At 46.4% G+C, this 17,487-nt stretch carries 18 protein-coding genes; 12 read left to right on the forward strand and 6 right to left on the reverse strand.

Annotated elements, in window-relative coordinates; all coding sequences use genetic code 11:
• The first annotated feature begins 94 nt into the window (after positions 1–94).
• From K9W43_11330 to K9W43_11340, 3 genes are read left to right on the forward strand one after another with little or no spacing between them, the layout of a single operon-like run.
• Positions 95–955 carry a hypothetical protein gene (locus K9W43_11330; protein MCF2137813.1) on the forward strand — a complete coding sequence of 287 codons (861 nt, stop codon included), beginning with the start codon at positions 95–97 and terminating at the stop codon, positions 953–955.
• Positions 930–1,844 carry an ABC transporter ATP-binding protein gene (locus tag K9W43_11335; protein ID MCF2137814.1) on the forward strand — a complete coding sequence of 305 codons (915 nt, stop codon included), beginning with the start codon at positions 930–932 and terminating at the stop codon, positions 1,842–1,844. The genes K9W43_11330 and K9W43_11335 overlap by 26 nt, the downstream gene beginning before the upstream one ends.
• Positions 1,845–1,852: 8 nt before the next feature.
• Positions 1,853–3,427 (forward strand): hypothetical protein, encoded by a 1,575-nt coding sequence (locus tag K9W43_11340; protein MCF2137815.1) that lies wholly within the window; start codon positions 1,853–1,855, stop codon positions 3,425–3,427.
• A 3-nt stretch (positions 3,428–3,430) separates the two neighbouring features.
• On the opposite strand, the gene K9W43_11345 is transcribed toward K9W43_11340, so the two are convergent.
• Together K9W43_11345 and K9W43_11350 are read right to left on the reverse strand one after the other, a co-directional pair.
• A complete protein-coding gene (locus K9W43_11345; protein ID MCF2137816.1) occupies positions 3,431–5,338 on the reverse strand; it encodes a cation-translocating P-type ATPase in 1,908 nt (635 codons plus the stop codon).
• The gene (locus tag K9W43_11350) at positions 5,325–5,630 is read right to left on the reverse strand and encodes a metalloregulator ArsR/SmtB family transcription factor (protein ID MCF2137817.1); all 306 of its coding nucleotides are present in this window, start codon (positions 5,628–5,630) and stop codon (positions 5,325–5,327) included. Before K9W43_11350 ends, K9W43_11345 begins: the two co-directional genes overlap by 14 nt.
• Before the next feature lie 388 nt (positions 5,631–6,018).
• On the opposite strand from K9W43_11350, the gene K9W43_11355 reads away from it, so the two are divergent.
• From K9W43_11355 to K9W43_11370, 4 genes are all read left to right on the forward strand, one after another.
• A complete protein-coding gene (locus K9W43_11355) occupies positions 6,019–7,773 on the forward strand; it encodes a PAS domain S-box protein (GenBank protein MCF2137818.1) in 1,755 nt (584 codons plus the stop codon).
• Positions 7,774–7,963: 190 nt separating this feature from the next.
• The gene (locus K9W43_11360) at positions 7,964–8,278 is read left to right on the forward strand and encodes a hypothetical protein (GenBank protein ID MCF2137819.1); all 315 of its coding nucleotides are present in this window, start codon (positions 7,964–7,966) and stop codon (positions 8,276–8,278) included.
• Between the two features lie 107 nt (positions 8,279–8,385).
• On the forward strand, positions 8,386–8,928 hold the full coding sequence (locus K9W43_11365; protein MCF2137820.1) for a PH domain-containing protein: 543 nt from the start codon (positions 8,386–8,388) through the stop codon (positions 8,926–8,928).
• Between the two features lie 114 nt (positions 8,929–9,042).
• Complete coding sequence (locus tag K9W43_11370) at positions 9,043–9,711, forward strand: leucine-rich repeat protein (GenBank protein ID MCF2137821.1); 669 nt, start codon at positions 9,043–9,045, stop codon at positions 9,709–9,711.
• A 2-nt stretch (positions 9,712–9,713) separates the two neighbouring features.
• Here K9W43_11370 and K9W43_11375 read toward each other — a convergent pair whose 3' ends face one another.
• Positions 9,714–10,013: a hypothetical protein gene (locus K9W43_11375; GenBank protein ID MCF2137822.1), complete on the reverse strand. Its 300-nt coding sequence runs from the start codon at positions 10,011–10,013 to the stop codon at positions 9,714–9,716.
• Positions 10,014–10,160: 147 nt separating this feature from the next.
• Between K9W43_11375 and K9W43_11380 the strand changes: the two genes are divergently transcribed.
• Complete coding sequence (locus K9W43_11380; GenBank protein ID MCF2137823.1) at positions 10,161–10,820, forward strand: winged helix-turn-helix domain-containing protein; 660 nt, start codon at positions 10,161–10,163, stop codon at positions 10,818–10,820.
• Here the strand turns inward: K9W43_11380 and K9W43_11385 are convergent.
• Entirely contained in the window at positions 10,783–11,670 is an 888-nt protein-coding gene (locus K9W43_11385) for a hypothetical protein (GenBank protein MCF2137824.1), read from the reverse strand. The two genes, K9W43_11380 and K9W43_11385, sit on opposite strands and share 38 nt — an antisense overlap.
• A gap of 98 nt (positions 11,671–11,768) precedes the next feature.
• On the opposite strand from K9W43_11385, the gene K9W43_11390 reads away from it, so the two are divergent.
• From K9W43_11390 to K9W43_11400, 3 genes are all read left to right on the forward strand, one after another.
• Positions 11,769–12,338 (forward strand): TlpA family protein disulfide reductase, encoded by a 570-nt coding sequence (locus K9W43_11390; protein ID MCF2137825.1) that lies wholly within the window; start codon positions 11,769–11,771, stop codon positions 12,336–12,338.
• Between the two features lie 4 nt (positions 12,339–12,342).
• The gene (locus tag K9W43_11395) at positions 12,343–13,041 is read left to right on the forward strand and encodes a hypothetical protein (GenBank protein MCF2137826.1); all 699 of its coding nucleotides are present in this window, start codon (positions 12,343–12,345) and stop codon (positions 13,039–13,041) included.
• A gap of 579 nt (positions 13,042–13,620) precedes the next feature.
• Positions 13,621–14,073, forward strand: coding sequence for a hypothetical protein (locus K9W43_11400; protein ID MCF2137827.1), 453 nt, complete (start codon positions 13,621–13,623; stop codon positions 14,071–14,073).
• A gap of 55 nt (positions 14,074–14,128) precedes the next feature.
• Here K9W43_11400 and cofE read toward each other — a convergent pair whose 3' ends face one another.
• Positions 14,129–14,884 (reverse strand): coenzyme F420-0:L-glutamate ligase, encoded by a 756-nt coding sequence (gene cofE, locus K9W43_11405; protein ID MCF2137828.1) that lies wholly within the window; start codon positions 14,882–14,884, stop codon positions 14,129–14,131.
• Between the two features lie 33 nt (positions 14,885–14,917).
• Positions 14,918–15,577 (reverse strand): hypothetical protein, encoded by a 660-nt coding sequence (locus tag K9W43_11410; GenBank protein ID MCF2137829.1) that lies wholly within the window; start codon positions 15,575–15,577, stop codon positions 14,918–14,920.
• A gap of 134 nt (positions 15,578–15,711) precedes the next feature.
• Between K9W43_11410 and ade the strand changes: the two genes are divergently transcribed.
• A complete protein-coding gene (ade, locus tag K9W43_11415) occupies positions 15,712–17,457 on the forward strand; it encodes an adenine deaminase (protein MCF2137830.1) in 1,746 nt (581 codons plus the stop codon).
• The last annotated feature ends 30 nt before the right edge of the window (positions 17,458–17,487 follow it).

Genomic DNA, 17,487 nt, shown 5'->3' on the forward strand with positions numbered 1-17,487 from the left:
TACGCTTTTTGCAATATCTCCAGTGGCCTATTATAAATATAAGATAAACATCCGCGGTCGAAAATTGGGTTCATTGAATCTTGTCTATCGATGTTTGGTAACAACGTTCATACTGGTCTTCGTTCTGGCCATTTTTAGTAGTAATTTTGGCGATTTTGGTTACGTCGTCCTCGCGGATCTATATATTTCAGGAAGTGGCTTAATCGGTTCATACGTGACCTTACTCGTGCTTTTTATGGTGGTCTATCCGGAAATATATTATCAATTTAATGCGATTGTCTTGTCTCGCAAGTTGAAAAAAAGCAGTGTACGACCCAGTGAGATCATATCCTTGGAAGATTCGGAGTCTTCAATATATATGCGACTAAAGACTGGCCTCTCAGGTCTCTTGATCATAGCGGCAATGGCTTTTATCCCACTAATTTTTATCGATCAGTTTCAGGTCAATGATTCTATTATTCAATCGCATGTTGGATTATTCATGCCCTTTATTTTTATTAGATATTCTGTTCTAACAGCAACCTTTGATATTGTGGCGTGGTCCGTCCTTCAGTTTCTGATTGTCGCTGTTGAGATGTCAGGTGATTTTCTCTTTGTACGCCAATTTATTAAATATTTGTTGAACGAGTCCACAAAGTTACGTCTACTATTGGTCACGATTATCTCTTATTGGGTGACGATAGCACAGATAGGATTTTCATTTGCAACAGCATCGTCAACTTCAGGTCCATTCTCAACGTACTCGTTTCTTGCACCTCTAGTACAGGTGGTCGGTTTTCTCCTTTTGCAGACCGGGATTCTGAAGAGAGCTGATTTCAAGATCGAACCAGATGTTGCACCCGAGACCGTGCCACCTACATCTACAACTGAGATCCTTGTGAGAGTTCCCATAACCTACTTGATCAAATCAAAAATATGGAGCTGGAAATATGGAAGACACAAAAGATCTGATTGAGAGTATGCCTCTGCCTGAGGTGTATCGATTAGCAGGAATGCTGAAAGTTCCACTGACTCAGCGGGTACTACGTCGTTCGATACTTATCGATAAAGTCGTCAGTGCGATAGACGAGTTGGACTTGTTCACTGAACGGCCGTCACTGAAAGATCCAGCTATTGAGATCACGAACTTGAAAAAGAAATTCGGAAAGACAATGGCAGTCCGAAACTTGGATCTTGTTGTCCATCCCGGAGAGATAGTCGGACTCGTGGGGCCTAATGGGGCGGGGAAGACCACATCACTGAGAATACTTGCGGGAATCATTCGGCCGACATCTGGTGCCGTAAAGGTAAATGGTATTCCCATGTCGGATAATGCAATTGATGCTAAGCGTGACATTGGCTATATCCCCGAGCGACCATCATGCTACGAGAGCCTACGAGTACGTGAGTACCTCTCATTTATTGCTAAGATCTATGGTGTCCCGCCAATCGAGGCGGCTATTCGTGTCTACGAATTTTCACACATGCTCCAGCTCTATCAGTATATTGACTCCTATATTGGTACGCTCTCAAAAGGGAATCTTCAGCGTACGTTGTTAGCTGGTATTTTTGTGCGGCCTGAACCGTATATTCTTGCATTTGACGAGCCCATTTATGGTCTGGACCCACGAGGTGCATGGAGCCTCAAACAGCATATTCGCCGTCTGAGAAATAGGGGGTCCGCCATCCTGATCTCCACGCATATTCTTGAGGTCGCTGAGGATCTCTGTGATCGGTTTGTCATTATGCATGAGGGACGAGTTGTTGGGCAAGGAACGTATGACGAGCTTCATGAACAGTTTCCCGACACTCAAAATCTAGAGGAGATATTTTTAGAATTAACTGGCGGCATACCACAGGAGTGATTGCAATCATGACGGCCCCCTGTCGTACAACTACTCTTCTACTTAACGAGATCCGTCTGATGTGGAATCAGTTCAAGCGAAGCTTGACCACTCCCAGTATGTTGATGTTCTATTCGATCATGCTGGTAGGGGCATTTTTCATTAGTTGGACGCTCTCGTTTCTTGGTACGGCTGTTTATTTAGAGGGGCATCTGGTGACCCTGCTGGTTGACCTGATAAGCGTAGAAAACGTACTGAGCATTTTGGGTTTCTTCACGGCTGGTGCAGTCATTGGTGGCTATCTCGGACTGGGGCCCGCGGCTGTGCTACAACCTCCTGATGAGTACATTCTCATGCCCGCCCCTCTCAGACCTCATCAGGTGTTTATGTCACGATATGTTCGTCGAGTCATCAGAAAGATCGTATATCTTGTTGTTGCATTGCTCATTCTTCAGCCAGTTCTGACAAGTCTTCAGGTCTCGTCCTTGTCATTCATTGCATTGTTTGGCACAGTCATAATATATCTCGAGACTAATTATATGCTAAGTGGAGTGGCATTCTATCTTCGAAGACTAAGCTATCGCATTCCTCAGCGGCCGCTTCGCTATGTACTTCTAGGTCTCCTGCCGCTTGTCTTGATTATAGCGACGCAGCCAATGTTCAATACAAACTCCGCGTCAATAATGCTGGTCTTTAGCAGTCTTATTGGTTTACTTCTCCTGCACATGTTAGGTCTGATCACAATTAATCCAATACAGGGAGTTGCACTCGGAGTTGGTATCTGGTTCATCAGTTTCTATCTGCTAGTGGCCACTTTCTCAACACAGGACTACTATGAGGCATTTACATCACGACAGACAAAGAATATTTCCGAGAGCCGTATCTGGCGGATCATTCATGGAGAGGTCGATTTCTCCAAGACACGATTTAATGATCCCATGATGTGGGTCTTTCTCAAAGACTTCTGGAGCCGGATGCGTATGTCAACGCAGTTTTGGAAGTATGTGACTGCACTTGTTGGCACGATCGGTGCGATTCTTCTCTGGATGGCCCCCATCGATATCTTGCCTTCCCTTAATGTGAACCCTGCCAGTATTGCACCAGCCTTCATGATCATTCTTCTTCTTATAATTCAGTTGGCAAGTCTCTCGGCTCTTCTCTCCTTTGTTGATGAGAAGGACAATATCTATCTCTTGAAGGCCAGCCCGTTTAAGCGAACAGATATTGTCTTGGCCAAATATGTCGGCAGTGTTCTTGACTCTGCAATCTCTCTGACTCCTTTACTTCTCTTCATCGAGTATATGTTCAGAGAATTTTCGATCGAACCGCTGCTGGTGCTTGTCGGTCCATTACTCCTGGTCTTTTGTGCCTCTGGTGTGATGATCGGGGCGTATGTTCCAGTTCTTACTAATGAGCCTCAGAATCCTCCTGTCCCGCTTGTATTTTCATACCCCACTCTTAATCTTGTAATCGGAGGAGCTTTTGTCTTGTTTGTGATCAGTAATCCCGGAGCAATACTTCTCTGGGTCATACCTCTCTTTACCATTGGCTTCGTATTCCTGTTCATGATGCTCGCAACACATGCTCTACAATCATTCAAATGATCACTAATCACGTCCCGCGAGTCGAAGTGCATTCGCAACTACGATGAAGGTCACGCCCATATCTCCAGCCGCGATCGCTAACCACAACGGTGCAAGTCCCAAGACTGCGAGGATTGCAACAATCCCTTTTGCTCCAAGGGAGAAGGCAACATTTGTACGAATGATCCTCATTGTTCTTCGTGCTTTCTTGACAAGCTGTGGCACTCGTGAGATGTCGTCTTTCATCAGTGCGACATCAGCAGCCTCAATGGCTGCGTCACTTGATGCAGCCCCCATCGCTACAGAGACATCCGCTCGTGCAAGTGCAGGCGCATCATTGATGCCATCTCCTAACATCATTACCGTTCCAGATTTAGACAGCTCTTCAACTATTCTCACTTTGTCAGCAGGCATGAGGTTGGCCCTAACCTCATCGATCCCAAGCTGTGACGCCACCTCTTCTGCAGTCTGCTGATTATCACCTGTTACCATGATGGATCTAAGACCCATGTCCTTTAGTCTCTTGATCGTTGCCGCACTGTCACGTCGTGTCGTATCACCCAATGAGATGGTCCCGAGATGCCTGTCGCCCCGAAAGACATAGACCAGTGATCCATTTCCACAGTGATGGCCTTCTTTGATCGCGACACGTACCTTTTCGGTCGAGAGCAGTTTTAGGTTGCCTGCTCGATGGGTCGTGCCACTTATGTTTCCTGCAACACCCATCCCCGGCATGACTCGAAATTCGTCAACATCTGATAGTTCCAATCCCCGCACCTGAGCCTCCGCTAATATGGCCATTGCGATCGGGTGTTCAGATCTCTGTTCGAGCGAGGCTGCAACCCGTAGAATCTCATCTCCATCAAATTCTGAATGTAAGCATACGTTCTGAACCTGAAGCCGCCCTTCTGTGAGAGTCCCTGTCTTGTCGAAGGCTACTGTCGTGACCTTACTCAGGGTTTCAATATGACGGGAGCCTTTTACCAGTATTCCGTTCTTCGCAAAGCCGGTGATCGCCGACACCATGCTTACGGGAATAGCAATTGCAAAGGCACAGGGACAAGAAGTCACCAGTAATGTGAGACCCCGATAGAGCGCTTGTTGAGGTGTTGCTCCGGCAATAAATGAAAACAGTGCGAGTAAGAGTGAGGCTGCCACAACTATTGGAGTATACCTGTGCGAGAATCGTGAGACCATGCTCTCCGTTCGTGACTTGTTCTTCTGTGCTTGCTCAACCAACTCTATTATCTTCGAGAGCACTGTGTCTGAGGCCCTCTTAGTAACTCGCACACGGATGTACCCCGCCTGATTAATTGTTCCTGCAAATACGTGATCTCCGGTGCCTTTTGAGACAGGTACTGACTCTCCTGTAATGGTTGCTTCATCGATGTGAGTGGTCCCGTCAACGATCTCTCCATCCAATCCGATACGCTCTCCCGGTCTGATCACAATGATCTCATCAACCTGCACGCTCTCGACCGCTACCGGGTATTCGAGACCGTTCTTGACCAAGGTCACATTGTGAGGTTGGAGTGCAGCAAGAGATGCGATCTCGGTCTTGACACGATGATTCGCTCGGGACTCTAGCAATTCCGCGATCGAGAACAGAAGCATGACAAGAGCACCCTCTGCTGCTGCGTCAATGATTATGGCAGAGATCGCTGCAAATGTCATTAGAAAATTAATATCAAGATGGATTCGTGCCGCGCCCCTTATTCCACGGGGAATTATTTCACGACCTGCAATTCCTGTGACGGCAACAAATATTATTTTCGCGGAGAGATGTTCTGCGAGGAGCAGATCGAGAAACAGCGCTATGCCAAAGAGCAATACTGCTATTGACGTTAGAATATATTCTCTGGTGAAGTCTTCATTTTCATTTTCTTCATCGATTCCGCATACTGTGCATACGGGTGTCTCAGTTTGTGACATGATATCGCGCTCTCCGCATAATGTCTCGTACGCACTCGTCCTTCAGGAAATGATACACTTGTTTGCCTTTTCGTGTGTGCCCCACAAAACCCATGTCGCTTAACTTACTCAAATGATGACTGACATTACTCCGTTCTAACCCGATCTTTTCGGCAATCTCAGTAACACTCAATTCTTCTCCTGAATCCAAGATCTCAAGTATTTTCAGACGTGATCTATCAGCCAGTGCCCGAAATAAGACCACCATTTGATGTAGTTCATCATCTTTTATCGTCTGTCGCTTCTGTCGCATTCGGGAAAAGACCATATTATCACTTCATTTGTACATGTGAACATATGTTCAAATGTTCAAGTCGCCTATATATATATTGTGATGGGTGATATTTTGTTGAAGGTGTGGCGCAAACCGAAGATTGATGAGGGAGACCCGCCGGCGTTTTTATTAAATTGGCGAAAACGAGTCGTGTTCTAGTTGAATTCGGAACTGGTATGGTGAATATTAGTTAATTTATTGCAATAGCTATTCTTTTTTTTGGATTTGTGTCATACATGTTTATCATAACAAGGGTTATTTTACGCCAAAACACAACTCCTCAAGGATTAAGTTATCTTTGGATAAAACATAGAGGATCGAATGATAAAGAGAGAATGTGGTTATTTCCTTCTGGAGCTGTCCTAGAATGAAACCAGATGAAGTAGACCAAACAAAGTGTCATACTCTTAACGAGATCCATACGGCCCTGATGAATACAATTAGTGATGGAGTTGCAATCATCAAAGATGGTAAGATAATCAATGCTAATCCTGCGTTGATGAAAATTCTTGGAAACGATGTTGAAGGGCGGAATATTTCTAATATTATCTCACCAGTTGAAACATTTGAAACAAAGTTTCTTCCAGATGTTTCAGACTCTCAATTTCAGATAGTCTCTTTAAGACGGCGTTCGGGCGAATCCCTGCTGGTAGAATATACGTCGGAGTCAATTACGTATGATGGAGAGCCAGCCGAACTCTATGTATTCAGGGATTTGACTCCTCAATTTGAGATGGCTCGTGCGGCTGAGAAGTGCGAGCTCCGATATACTGAGATCTTCACCAAGTCGCCTATTGCATTCATTACAATTAGTCCGCGGGGGATCATTCAGGATATTAATAGGGCCGCAGCAGAACTGTTAGGCTATACACCTGAACAGCTTTTGAAGCGACCAGGTACTGCTCTATTCGGGAGGGACGAACGAAGCAAACGTGCAGGCTCCGACCTCATCACTGCAGCCATTAGCGGTAAGAATGTGACTGATGTCGAAGTCGAGTTTGTCAAGGTAGATGGAACAACAACATGGGTGAGTGTTACTTCATACCCTATTATCGTGGATGGCCGTATTGATTCAGTAATGTTGATGGCGATAGATATCAATCGTCGTCGGTTAGCAGAGATCCGTGAGACTGCTGAACGGAACAGAGCGAATCTCTATCTTGAGGTGATGACTCACGACCTGAACAACATCAATCAGGAGCTTGTCTTTGCTCTTGGTTTGCTCACCGAGTCACTTGACATTCCGGAAACCATACAGTCGCTTATTGATCAGACAATATGGAACATCCGTCGCTCTGCAAGAATGATCCGGAATATGCGAAGCCTGTTGCGGTTACAGACCGAGCCTCCTACAACAGAACGCACCGAACTAAAAGATGTCTTCTCCACGGCAGTCACTTCAGTCCAAGAAGACCTCTCGTGGAAGAGTATTCATATCAATTACGACCCCGACGAACTGTCAATATCAGTTGCTGGTAACGAGTATGTGCAAGATGTTTTCTTTAACATCATACACAATGCAGCCTTTTATGATCCGTCACAGGATGTTTCCATTGATGTGTCTGTAAAAGATGATGCTGTGGCTCATCGTGTAAAGGTGATCATAGAGGATAACGGTCCGGGGATTCCTGATCCTCTAAAAGAGGCTGTATTTAGAAGAACCGAAGAGAATGCCCGCAAAAAAGCTGGCAGGGGTCTTGGACTTACACTCATCAATGCGATCATGCAGAGTATTGGGGGAACTGTCTGGGTAGAGGACCGCATCAAAAATGGTGAGGTATGCGGTACCCGTGTGAACTTGGAATTCGAGGCGTGGACAGAGGCTGTAGAACTGCCATGTGGTCGCAAGACTTGTATCACGTTCTACAAGTCGGATCATTGTCTCTTCTGCGAACCCTCAAAGGAGGTTCTCCTCCAGTCCATGCAGGCCTTGGGCATAGCAATGAAGCATCTGGAAATAATTAATGTTGATGATCCGACTGCGGAGGTCCACGATATCGACATTTCGATGCTACCTGTTGTGCGTATTTGTGATACTGAACTGTATGGTTTCTTCGAAGGCGATGCCGTACAGGGTGCCCTGCTCAATTTGATGCTGAAACCATGTTTTCCAGATACATGATTCTCTTGAAACTTGGTCGCTCCGGAGTTCTGGGTCGCAAACGGTACCTCACCTGTTTATCCACAATTTCCTTTTAAATGGCCAATTAGATGGGATTATGAGGTTCGTTACCATGGGAATAATCGACCACGTTGCTAACCTACTTGATCAAATAGACATCAAATACACTCGAGATGAAAGTGGGCTTTTGATGAGATGGAAGACAGATCACTTTGAAGATCTCAAAGTCAAGATCATTGCCAATAATGATGAGAGCTGGCTCTATATTGTTGCTCCCTTTTCAAACTTTTATCAGGTTGATGAGGATAAGCGAAACAAACTCGCATACGATATGCTCCGAGAATCATGGAAAGCAAATGGTGTCAAGTTCGCTATCGATGACGATGATGATATGATAGTTATTGCAGAGACCAATGATACCGATCTGACCCCCCAGGAGATTCGCACGCTAGTGAGTCATGTGGTTCATGCTTGCGACAAGCTCTGGGAGATTTATCCATCATAAGTTAAGGCTCTTTTTTTTCACCGGTAGCGCCGCAAGCTCTACCGGCCATCTTTCTCTTTATGCGACACTTTGATAAGCCAGTTTCTTGTTTCTCCTCTTGATGCCCTATGAGCGGAACTGCGCTTAGAGTCCCTGTGGCTCCGGAAGAGCGAGAGAAATTGGTGTTGATCATTTTTCCGAAGCGAGTCGGGTTTCTCTTCTACTACGTCTTTGGTGCAGTATTGATACTCATTGGATTTCTCTATAACGTGGCGACTGCTGGTGGCTGGATCTTCTATAATGAGTTGTCATGGATCATAGGCCTATGTACGATTTTTGTGGGCGCCGTCATAATGGCCGCAGTTGAAACTCGTCGGAGATTTATTCTATATATCATTACAACGTGGAATGTGCGAATCCGGAGAGGGATAATCAAGCGGCACACAACACGAGTGTTTTATGATGATATCGAATACATGGAGACGACGGCAAGTCCGGAGGAGAAAATTGCAGGGATGGGCAACCTGTTCATCTACTCACGGAAGGTCTCAACTGGAGAGCCAGCACTGGTCTTTAGAGATATCTATAACCCTGAAGGGATACGCGAAATTATCCAGCGGTTCGTAGATACGTTATCCGATCCGGTCCCCTGGTCTCATATCGAGCATTGAATTTACATCTCTCTTTCCAAATAAGTAAAAACACAAGATTTGTTTAGGTTCATGTATTACTAATTAGCAGAGAGATGAGAGAAAATGTGGGAACGAACGGTGATACGGTATGAAATGACGTCAGGAGAGATGCTCGAATCGATAATTACCCGAAGAGTTCCGGAATTGGACCTCTCACACAGGGATATCTCCAACATCGATCTTGCCCCGCTCTGTGACATTAAAGGTCTTGTCGCAATCGACTTGTCTAATAATGAGATACAAACGATCGACCTTAGCCCTCTCAGCAAATGTCTCTCTCTCAAAGTCATCAATCTCTCTCATAATGCCTTGAAGGAGGTCTCGCTGACCCCTCTTGTACATCTTCATCATTTAGAGACCATAGACCTCTCCCATAATGATCTGACTCACCTCGAATTGAGCCCGTTCAAGGAGCATTCGAACCTGCGAAGATTCTATGTGAGCCATAATCAATTGCGATCGATAGACCTCGAAGCGTTCACTGGGTGTGAGAACTTTCAATTCCTCATCATGACAAATAACAACCTAACACAATTGGCTCTAAAACCACTCGTATATTGTCCTCAGATGAAGTATCTGATGGTCTCCGGCAATCCCCTCTCCGAACTTGATATATCTCCACTATTCCATCTGTACGATCTGGAGGTCTTTACAGTCGATGACTCAACTCAATTAGTGGCGAATGCGAGGCTCAAGAGCGCAGGTACGATCCCACTGTCCTTAGTTGACAAGATTCATAGAGTCAAATGGATCGAGTCATAGGCCTACGGCGGTGGTGGAGGAACATAGTCGGGCTTCTTCTCTTCGCGAATTCCCAAGGCGATCTTCAAGATGTTCCCATCCTGAAACCCAAGAATATAGGCGACCTCATTTAGTGCTTTTTTTGCCTCAATTCCTACTACTTGGTCGCGTCCCATTTCTATGATCTCCTTGACTATCGTCTTGATCTCAGAGATGCCCCGCTCGGCTTTCCGTCGCATATCCGGATCGTTCTCCTGAAGTCCTGCTTCGATCAAGAGTCGTACCGCTGCTCGAACACGTGGTAGATAGTTCTCAAGTGCCATATCCAATCCTCCTGTGAGGCATGACGAATTTGCAGAAAAACATTATCACCCCTCATTATGTACCTCTAATGTTCAAGACCGTGTCTTACCTGCACAATACTAGCCCTCATCTCTTGGTTGTTAAGATATTATGCGGTGGTCTACTTAATGACTGGTTCAGAAGAAATAGCCGCCAGAATGACACTCAAGCTTGCAGGAGAGCTCCAACAGATTAGAGATGTCTGGGTCAGACGACTTGAGAATTACTTTACTCAGCTTGAGTCTCTTGTTGAAGGGCAATGGTTGGATACATCCGACTTGAAGGGACTCATTCGCGAGTCACAATCCGCAGCACGTGAAGCATTAGATGGTCTTGGTGGCGACCTTAGTGCAGTACTAGTTCATGAATCGGGAGGATTATTCGCTCGTTTCGAGAGCGAACGGCAATCGCTGTCCGACGAGATCAATACACTGCGTAGCGAGCTGGCACAGGTCCTCTCGGGTAATGAGAATGCCATTCGTATTGAGAATCAGACACTGCGTGCGGCCCTCTTCAAGATACCCGAGTTTAAGCTTCTTAAGATTATCAAAGAGAGCGGGCGTGCTTCTTACAAGGCATTGAGCAAGAGTTATGGCGGAAAAGCAACCGCAGTCAGAAAACTTGTGAAGTCCTTGGAAAAGATGGGGTATGTGGCCATAGACAAAAAGTCCCGGCCACACACTGTTGTCTTTCTCTCGGCTCCATGGTATTCAGGTACTAACGATGAGCCGCTTGCTCAGACGCTTGATCTTACGAGTCTACAAGAATCTCAAGTTGAACATCCTTAGCACCAAGCGATCTTGCCAATTTGTGGACTATAGGCGACAGTCTGCTAAGTAGGATCTCATTTAGCAGAATAGCGGGCATGACAAATGCCATCATCAATAATGGCAGCCCCACCGTCCAAAAGATACTGGTGAACACTGACAGGTTGGTCATGTCAATTCCTAAGATCACGAATGGCCTGTAAAAGTGCATGAAGAATGCCGATATTGGATACCCTAGTAGTGAGAAGCCTCCCAAAAAGTTTGAGACCCATCGGCCCACACCCATCGTATCGGGGCATCGTCGTATCTCGAGTTCTGAGGGTTTGAGGTTATAGACGATTCCGGAGTCATTTAACAGCCAAGTTGGGGTGTAGAGAAACAATGCAACGTTGAGCACGACAAGTGATCCGAGAATAGTATAGAACGGTGCAAAGAGAGGTAAAATCGGTTGAGGAATCGATGCTGGCTCATGGATGATAAAATCGGGGATAAGGTTCAGGATCGTCTGCCCAAATGTCAGTGCGAATAGTGCTGGGCTCGCCGCCCTGTAGAGGATCTTCTTGGTCGTGAATCTTTTTCCGGTCTCGATGATTCCTAGATGGTATGCTCCGATCTTGACAAACTTGTTCCCGATGAGATATGCAAAAGTGACGGGAATTGAGAAGACCAGAAAGATAATTAGTGTCAGCGGAATAATTATTCGAAGTAAGAGTACTGCATCATTTGAAGCCGCTCCTGGTAAGAGAGGCATAGGATCATAGGACAGCAGTACTCCGTGAATTATATCTGTCAAGAGCATAGTCAGATAATACGTTACTAGTATTCCAACTACACAAAAGACAAGTGGTACGATAAATCGGCTTTTTTCCATGTTGTCACCTCGTATGGCAAGTTGGTTCTAGTAAAACATACCACAATATTAATAGAGGGTTGTGCAAAAACACGGCACACCCGCAGGTGAAACATGAAATGGACACGATCAAAGGTGTGATCATTGGTGTCGTCCTTGTTATTGCCTTAACAGGGATTGTCATCGGTGCTTCAATGGCCTCTTATAACAGTGGAGGCGGTTCCAACACTCATACTACCGTCGCATCTTTAGCTCCTGATGTTGATCTGATCGATCAGAAGCGTCAAGTGCCAAGCACGTGGGAATTTGACATGTCCGATGGGAGCACGATGAAGATAGATGACTATAGCGGATACTATCTCATTGTCGATCTTATGGGTACGAGCTGTCCTGCCTGCGAGAGTGAAAATTCCGAATTACAAGACATCTACGATAACCACAACGATACTATCAAGATCGTGAGCCTTTGTGTTGACCTGAGCGCCACAACAGACGCAATGGCGACATACAAGTCGGATCATAGTCTTCCATGGGCACACGGTGTAGATGATGGCTACTTTACGCAGTATTTCCATCTGCGGTACACTCCAACTCTGGTCATCATAGACCCTAATGGATACATTCGAATGTACCATGAAGGCATATGGACATCATCAGATATCGTTGAATCGATTGCATTAATGAAGTAACCAGGTGATTGAAGTGCAGGGCGTCGCAGAGATACTCTTCCAACTCGGGGCAAGTTTCGGAGTTGGATTTTACACAGCCATCTCGCCGTGTCTCTTTCCTCTGCTACCGCTCATGCTTCTGAGAACACTGCAATCGGAAAACTCACGACGCAGAAGCGTCGCTATCACGATGACTCTGGTGTTGGGGATTCTGAGCTCGCTGGGGGTATTTGCTATTATCTCCGGCCTGATCGGGATCTTTCTGCTCCAGAATCATAACTTACTCCAAGCGGGGCTCGGAACACTCCTAATCTTTTTGGGATTTGTGACCATGTCTGAGCGCCTGAGAAATACACTCCACCTTTCAACTCTGAGTCTGACCAACCCACCTGAAACTCCTACCAGCCTGCTGAACGTCTATTTGATCGGACTCGGTTATTCCCTTCTCGCAGCGCCCTGCTCCGGCCCCGCACTTTTAGGAGCATTCGTTCTCTTCGGTTCAAGTGGCAATGTCATGATCCTCATTCTGATGTTTATTGCGGTTTCTGTGGGTGTGACTATCCCCTATCTCGTACTAGGTCTGGCAAGCGGTGAGGCGCGTGACAAGATCACCACGAGTCTAACACATTCGGCACACAAGGTAGAGATCATCGTGGGTGTCCTTCTCATTATCATAGGCATTATTCTTGCCCTGCCTTACTTTGGGATATTCCTTCCAATTTAGATGAAGACGGTGTGCCAGTGCTGGCTCGGGAAAAAATGTTTTGTCTAAATTTATGTGAGTCAAGTTACCTTAGAACATAATCTTAAATCCGTTCTAGTGAAATGTATAAGTGTGGCAATTATATGAAAGAAGTGACAATCAAGGATGTTGATATTTATTCTATTTTGCGCTTTTTTCTCATGAACTATTCGAACTTGTCTAAGGAGAAGTGGCGATGTGGCAATCAATTACATGCGATATTCGTCCATATTAATAACTATGTTTCATGTTCTTATAGTCCACAGACCTTTGTCATTTATGTAGAATATGATCTGGAACGCAATATCGGACGGATTAAGATTCAATCGTCAGGCCGGAGACAAGGACGAATTATGAGGTGGAAATGTGGTACGGCTGATAGTGCAGAAGAAATCATATATAAAAAATTAGTCAAAGCGGTCCACAGGTTGCACGGGGAGATCACTCTTACGAATTAGTGCGATTCGAACTTGTTCCTACGGCGATCATTCGCACGATTCTCATGTTATGAAACAGTTATAATGAGCCATGTATGATAACTTCTAGATTGGAGTTAAAAGAATGGCCGGTTCGAGAAAAAGTGCGATGCTGTTTCTCACTTCTGCGATATTATTGTTCATTCAGAGTGGGATCAGTGCATTTGGTTTTGAAAACGGAATCGGTGCGATGGCTGCGGGAGCCCTTGCATTTACAATGATCGTGGCAATGTGGTTTGCAACCAAGGGCCGTTTTGCAGCGGTGATGGACTATTCCTATACTGACTCACCAAACTATGATGGCACATATACGCGGACTTCTACTTACCGGGACACAGGGGAACGCATTCAGATGACCCCTTGCTGTGGGATTGGTGGTGGCATAGTCATTATTGCAATTGCGATACTGTTTGCTGGTGAATTAGCAAGTGATATGACCATCTTTCTAAGTCCGGCGTTCCTTGCAGGGATCCTTGCATTCATTGCAGGAATCATTTTTGTTATCGAATACAAAGGGTCATGGACTGCGCATACCTAATGCACAGGTCTCTCGGTTTACATGTGACGTTCCCAACAGATCACACAAAATTATATCAAAGAAATAAATCAGATTCGGGGTCTCGCAGAATATCCTTCAGAGACGAATCAGTAGAGACCTCATAGTCTATTCCTCGGACTAGCACTACCGGAATTTGTTCGTTCGCCTGACCCATAAGGAGTTCCGCAGCAGCAGCAATCTCATCAGCCACACATACTAATGATGACTTTAAGGTTCGGCCGTAGAGATCCGTCATCCCGGCATTCTTGGTGAACGGGCGCATACCGTAGAGCCCGATACAGGTGTTTACGGCATGTCTGCGCCAGGGTCGCCCCTGTGTATCCGAGATCAGTACAGGCACATGAATTCCAAAGGTCTCGTGAATGGACTCACTGATCTTTCTTGCTGATGCATCAGGGTCTCGCGGAAGAGCGATCACATGACCGGGAGGCGCATTACTTGAATCCACTCCGGACATGTCAGTGATGATCCCACTCTTTGTGCGAGTGATGAGTACGGGTCGCTCCCTGATGATCTCCACAGCCTCCAGAAGGGCAACTTCGACGAGTCGTTCATCCCTTTCAATTGCATGTGCTATTCGCCGTGCTTTGTCTGAGACCTTGACCTCATCAAGAGCATACATGGCTCCCTCGGCCAATGAGACGATCTTGTGAGTCACCACAAGAATATCTCCAGCCTTTGGTCTGATGGACTCTTGAAGTGCGGAAGATATGATCCGAGGGAGATTATCCCCTTCTGCAATGGGCGGTATCCCTTTGATAGGAATCAGCGAATAGGTCTCGCTTGTCACTTTATGTTGCCTCATGAGGATGCTTCTGTCTTACTAGTCAGGCATGGTTTCAGATGAATCATCTTGTTCAAGTTCGCGGATCTGCATCTCTTCGATACTCTGGCCTTCGCCGAGACCGGCCTGCAATGCGAGATCCTCGGGGATCGCACGAAAGAGAATGAGACCTCCAATGATGTTGATGGTTGCTTGTAGAATGTTCCATGGAATCAGAATGATCCCAATGTGGACAGCGAGATCAACAGGCAGTCCATATGCGACCGGAAGCAGAAGTGCGTTCACGCCCAGCATGCCTATCGCTCGAAAGACCGCCCCCACGATGAGACCTGAAACTATGCGGACTCTCTCTGACCGAAATCGATTCGGAATGATTGCTCGACCTAAAAAGAATCCTAGAACAGTGAGTGCTTCAGCCGTGACTTTGAATGTCGCCCCGATCGGGTTCCGATACCCAATAGCAATTCCCATGATTCCGATTGAGACGAATGAATAGACGAGACCCAGACCATAGAGCACAAAGATGATGGGGATACCAGTCCAATCAATTGTGAAGCTGGGCACCTCTGGAACAAGTTTGAGATCGGTGATGCCCACTATCGGAAATATCTCGAGAGCCGCGACCATTGCAGAAAAGACGGATAGTAGGGCTATGCTTTTCGAATCATGGCGTACATGAATTCGTCTTATGATAGGCATGGCAGTTTGGTTGCCGTTCCGCTCTAAAAAGATGACGCCCATGGGTCAGGGGGATAATGTGAGGGAAACGTCCCTGTAGGAAACCTTTTCACCGACTGATGTATTGAACATGGAAATTGAAATGGTGATTGATAATGTTTCTATCAAGGTCAGAGACTTATCCCCTCGATCAGATGATTGATGTTGCATCTGGAAGAACGAGGGCTGACCTCGTTCTAAAAAACGCCTCAGTTGTAAATGTATTCACGGGCGAGATTGACGAGGGAGATGTTGCAATATATGGTAATTATGTAGCAGGTGTTGGAAAGTATGAGGGCAATGAAGTTATCGACTTGAAGGGCAAGTTTGTTGTTCCTTCATTTATTGACGGTCATGTACATGTTGAATCATCAATGGTGATGCCCATTCAATATGCTCGTGCAGTTGTACCGCACGGTACAGGAGCTGTCGTTGCTGATCCACATGAGATCGCAAACGTTCTCGGGATTGAAGGAATCCTCTACATGAGTAAGAGCATGCGCGGTGGGCCACTGGAGTTCTATATCATGGTCCCATCATGTGTCCCGTCAACCGATCTCGAGACCAATGGCGTAGCTCTTGATTTTCTGGACATCAAGCCGTTACTCACAGAACACTATGTCTTGGGACTTGCAGAGGCTATGAACTATCCTGGAGTCATATATCGAGACCCCGTCATCTTGGACAAGATCGCTCTTGCACTGCATATGGAGAAGCGAATTGACGGTCATGCCCCAGGTATTGATGGTTACGATCTTAATGCCTATGCTGCCGCACGGATCTCATCAGAGCACGAATGCACCACCTTTGAGGAGGCCAAGCGCAAGCTCGCTGTTGGAATGCATATTCATATCCGTGAGGGATCGACTGCGAAGAATCTTCGCGCACTTGCTAAGATCATAACCCCTGACACGGCAATGTTCTGTAGTTTTGTGACCGATGACCGTAACACGCTGGACCTGATCGCAAAGGGGCACATTGATTCAATGATACGCGACGCCATTGCTCTTGGAATCGATCCCATTCTTGCTATCAAGGTGGCGACCATCTCTACAGCGAATCACTATGGGCTTCAATATATTGGGGCTGTTGCTCCGGGATACCATGCGGATCTTACCGTTCTTGGTTCACTAGAGAAGGTCGATGTGAAGATGGTCTTCAAGCAGGGAACCCTGGTTGCAAAGGACGGTGAGATGGTTCGTGAGTTTGGATCTCAGGAAGCCCCCCGCCTCAGACGTTCTGTTAACATTCACTGGCTCGAACCCGAAGACTTCCAAGTCAAAGCACGCGGTGACCACATGAACGTGATTGGCATGATTCCGCATCAATTGATCACTGACCGACTGATCGAGGAGACCCGAGTTGTTGATGGCCTCGCAGTCCCCGATATCGATAGGGATTTGGCAAAGATCGCCGTCATTGAACGTCATAATGCCACCGCACCACGCGCGATCGGGTTTGTGAAAGGTACGGGGATAAAGGAGGGAGCAATGGTCTCATCGATCGCGCACGACAGTCACAATATTGTGGCAATTGCCACGAACGACCATGACCTGATCGAGGCTGCGATCCAGATCGTACGAATGCAGGGCGGGATTGCGATCGTCCGTGATGGCCAAGTTCTTGCATCTCTGCCGCTCCCAATTGCCGGGTTGATGTCTGACCGCCCTATTGAAGAGGTGAGCGAGAAGATCAAAGCACTAAAAGAGGCAGCACACAAGATCGGTACCACTCTTGACGATCCCTTCATGGCAATGGCATTCATGTCGCTTCCAGTGATTCCGAAATTGAAGATCACAGACCGTGGCCTAGTCGATGTTGAACGGTTCAGGCTCATTGATCTGTTTGATGTCTCTGAGTGAGGCGATGCGGAGCAGCTCCACACCTCTTGC

The organism is Candidatus Thorarchaeota archaeon (genome assembly GCA_021498125.1).
Classification (GTDB): domain Archaea; phylum Asgardarchaeota; class Thorarchaeia; order Thorarchaeales; family Thorarchaeaceae; genus B65-G9.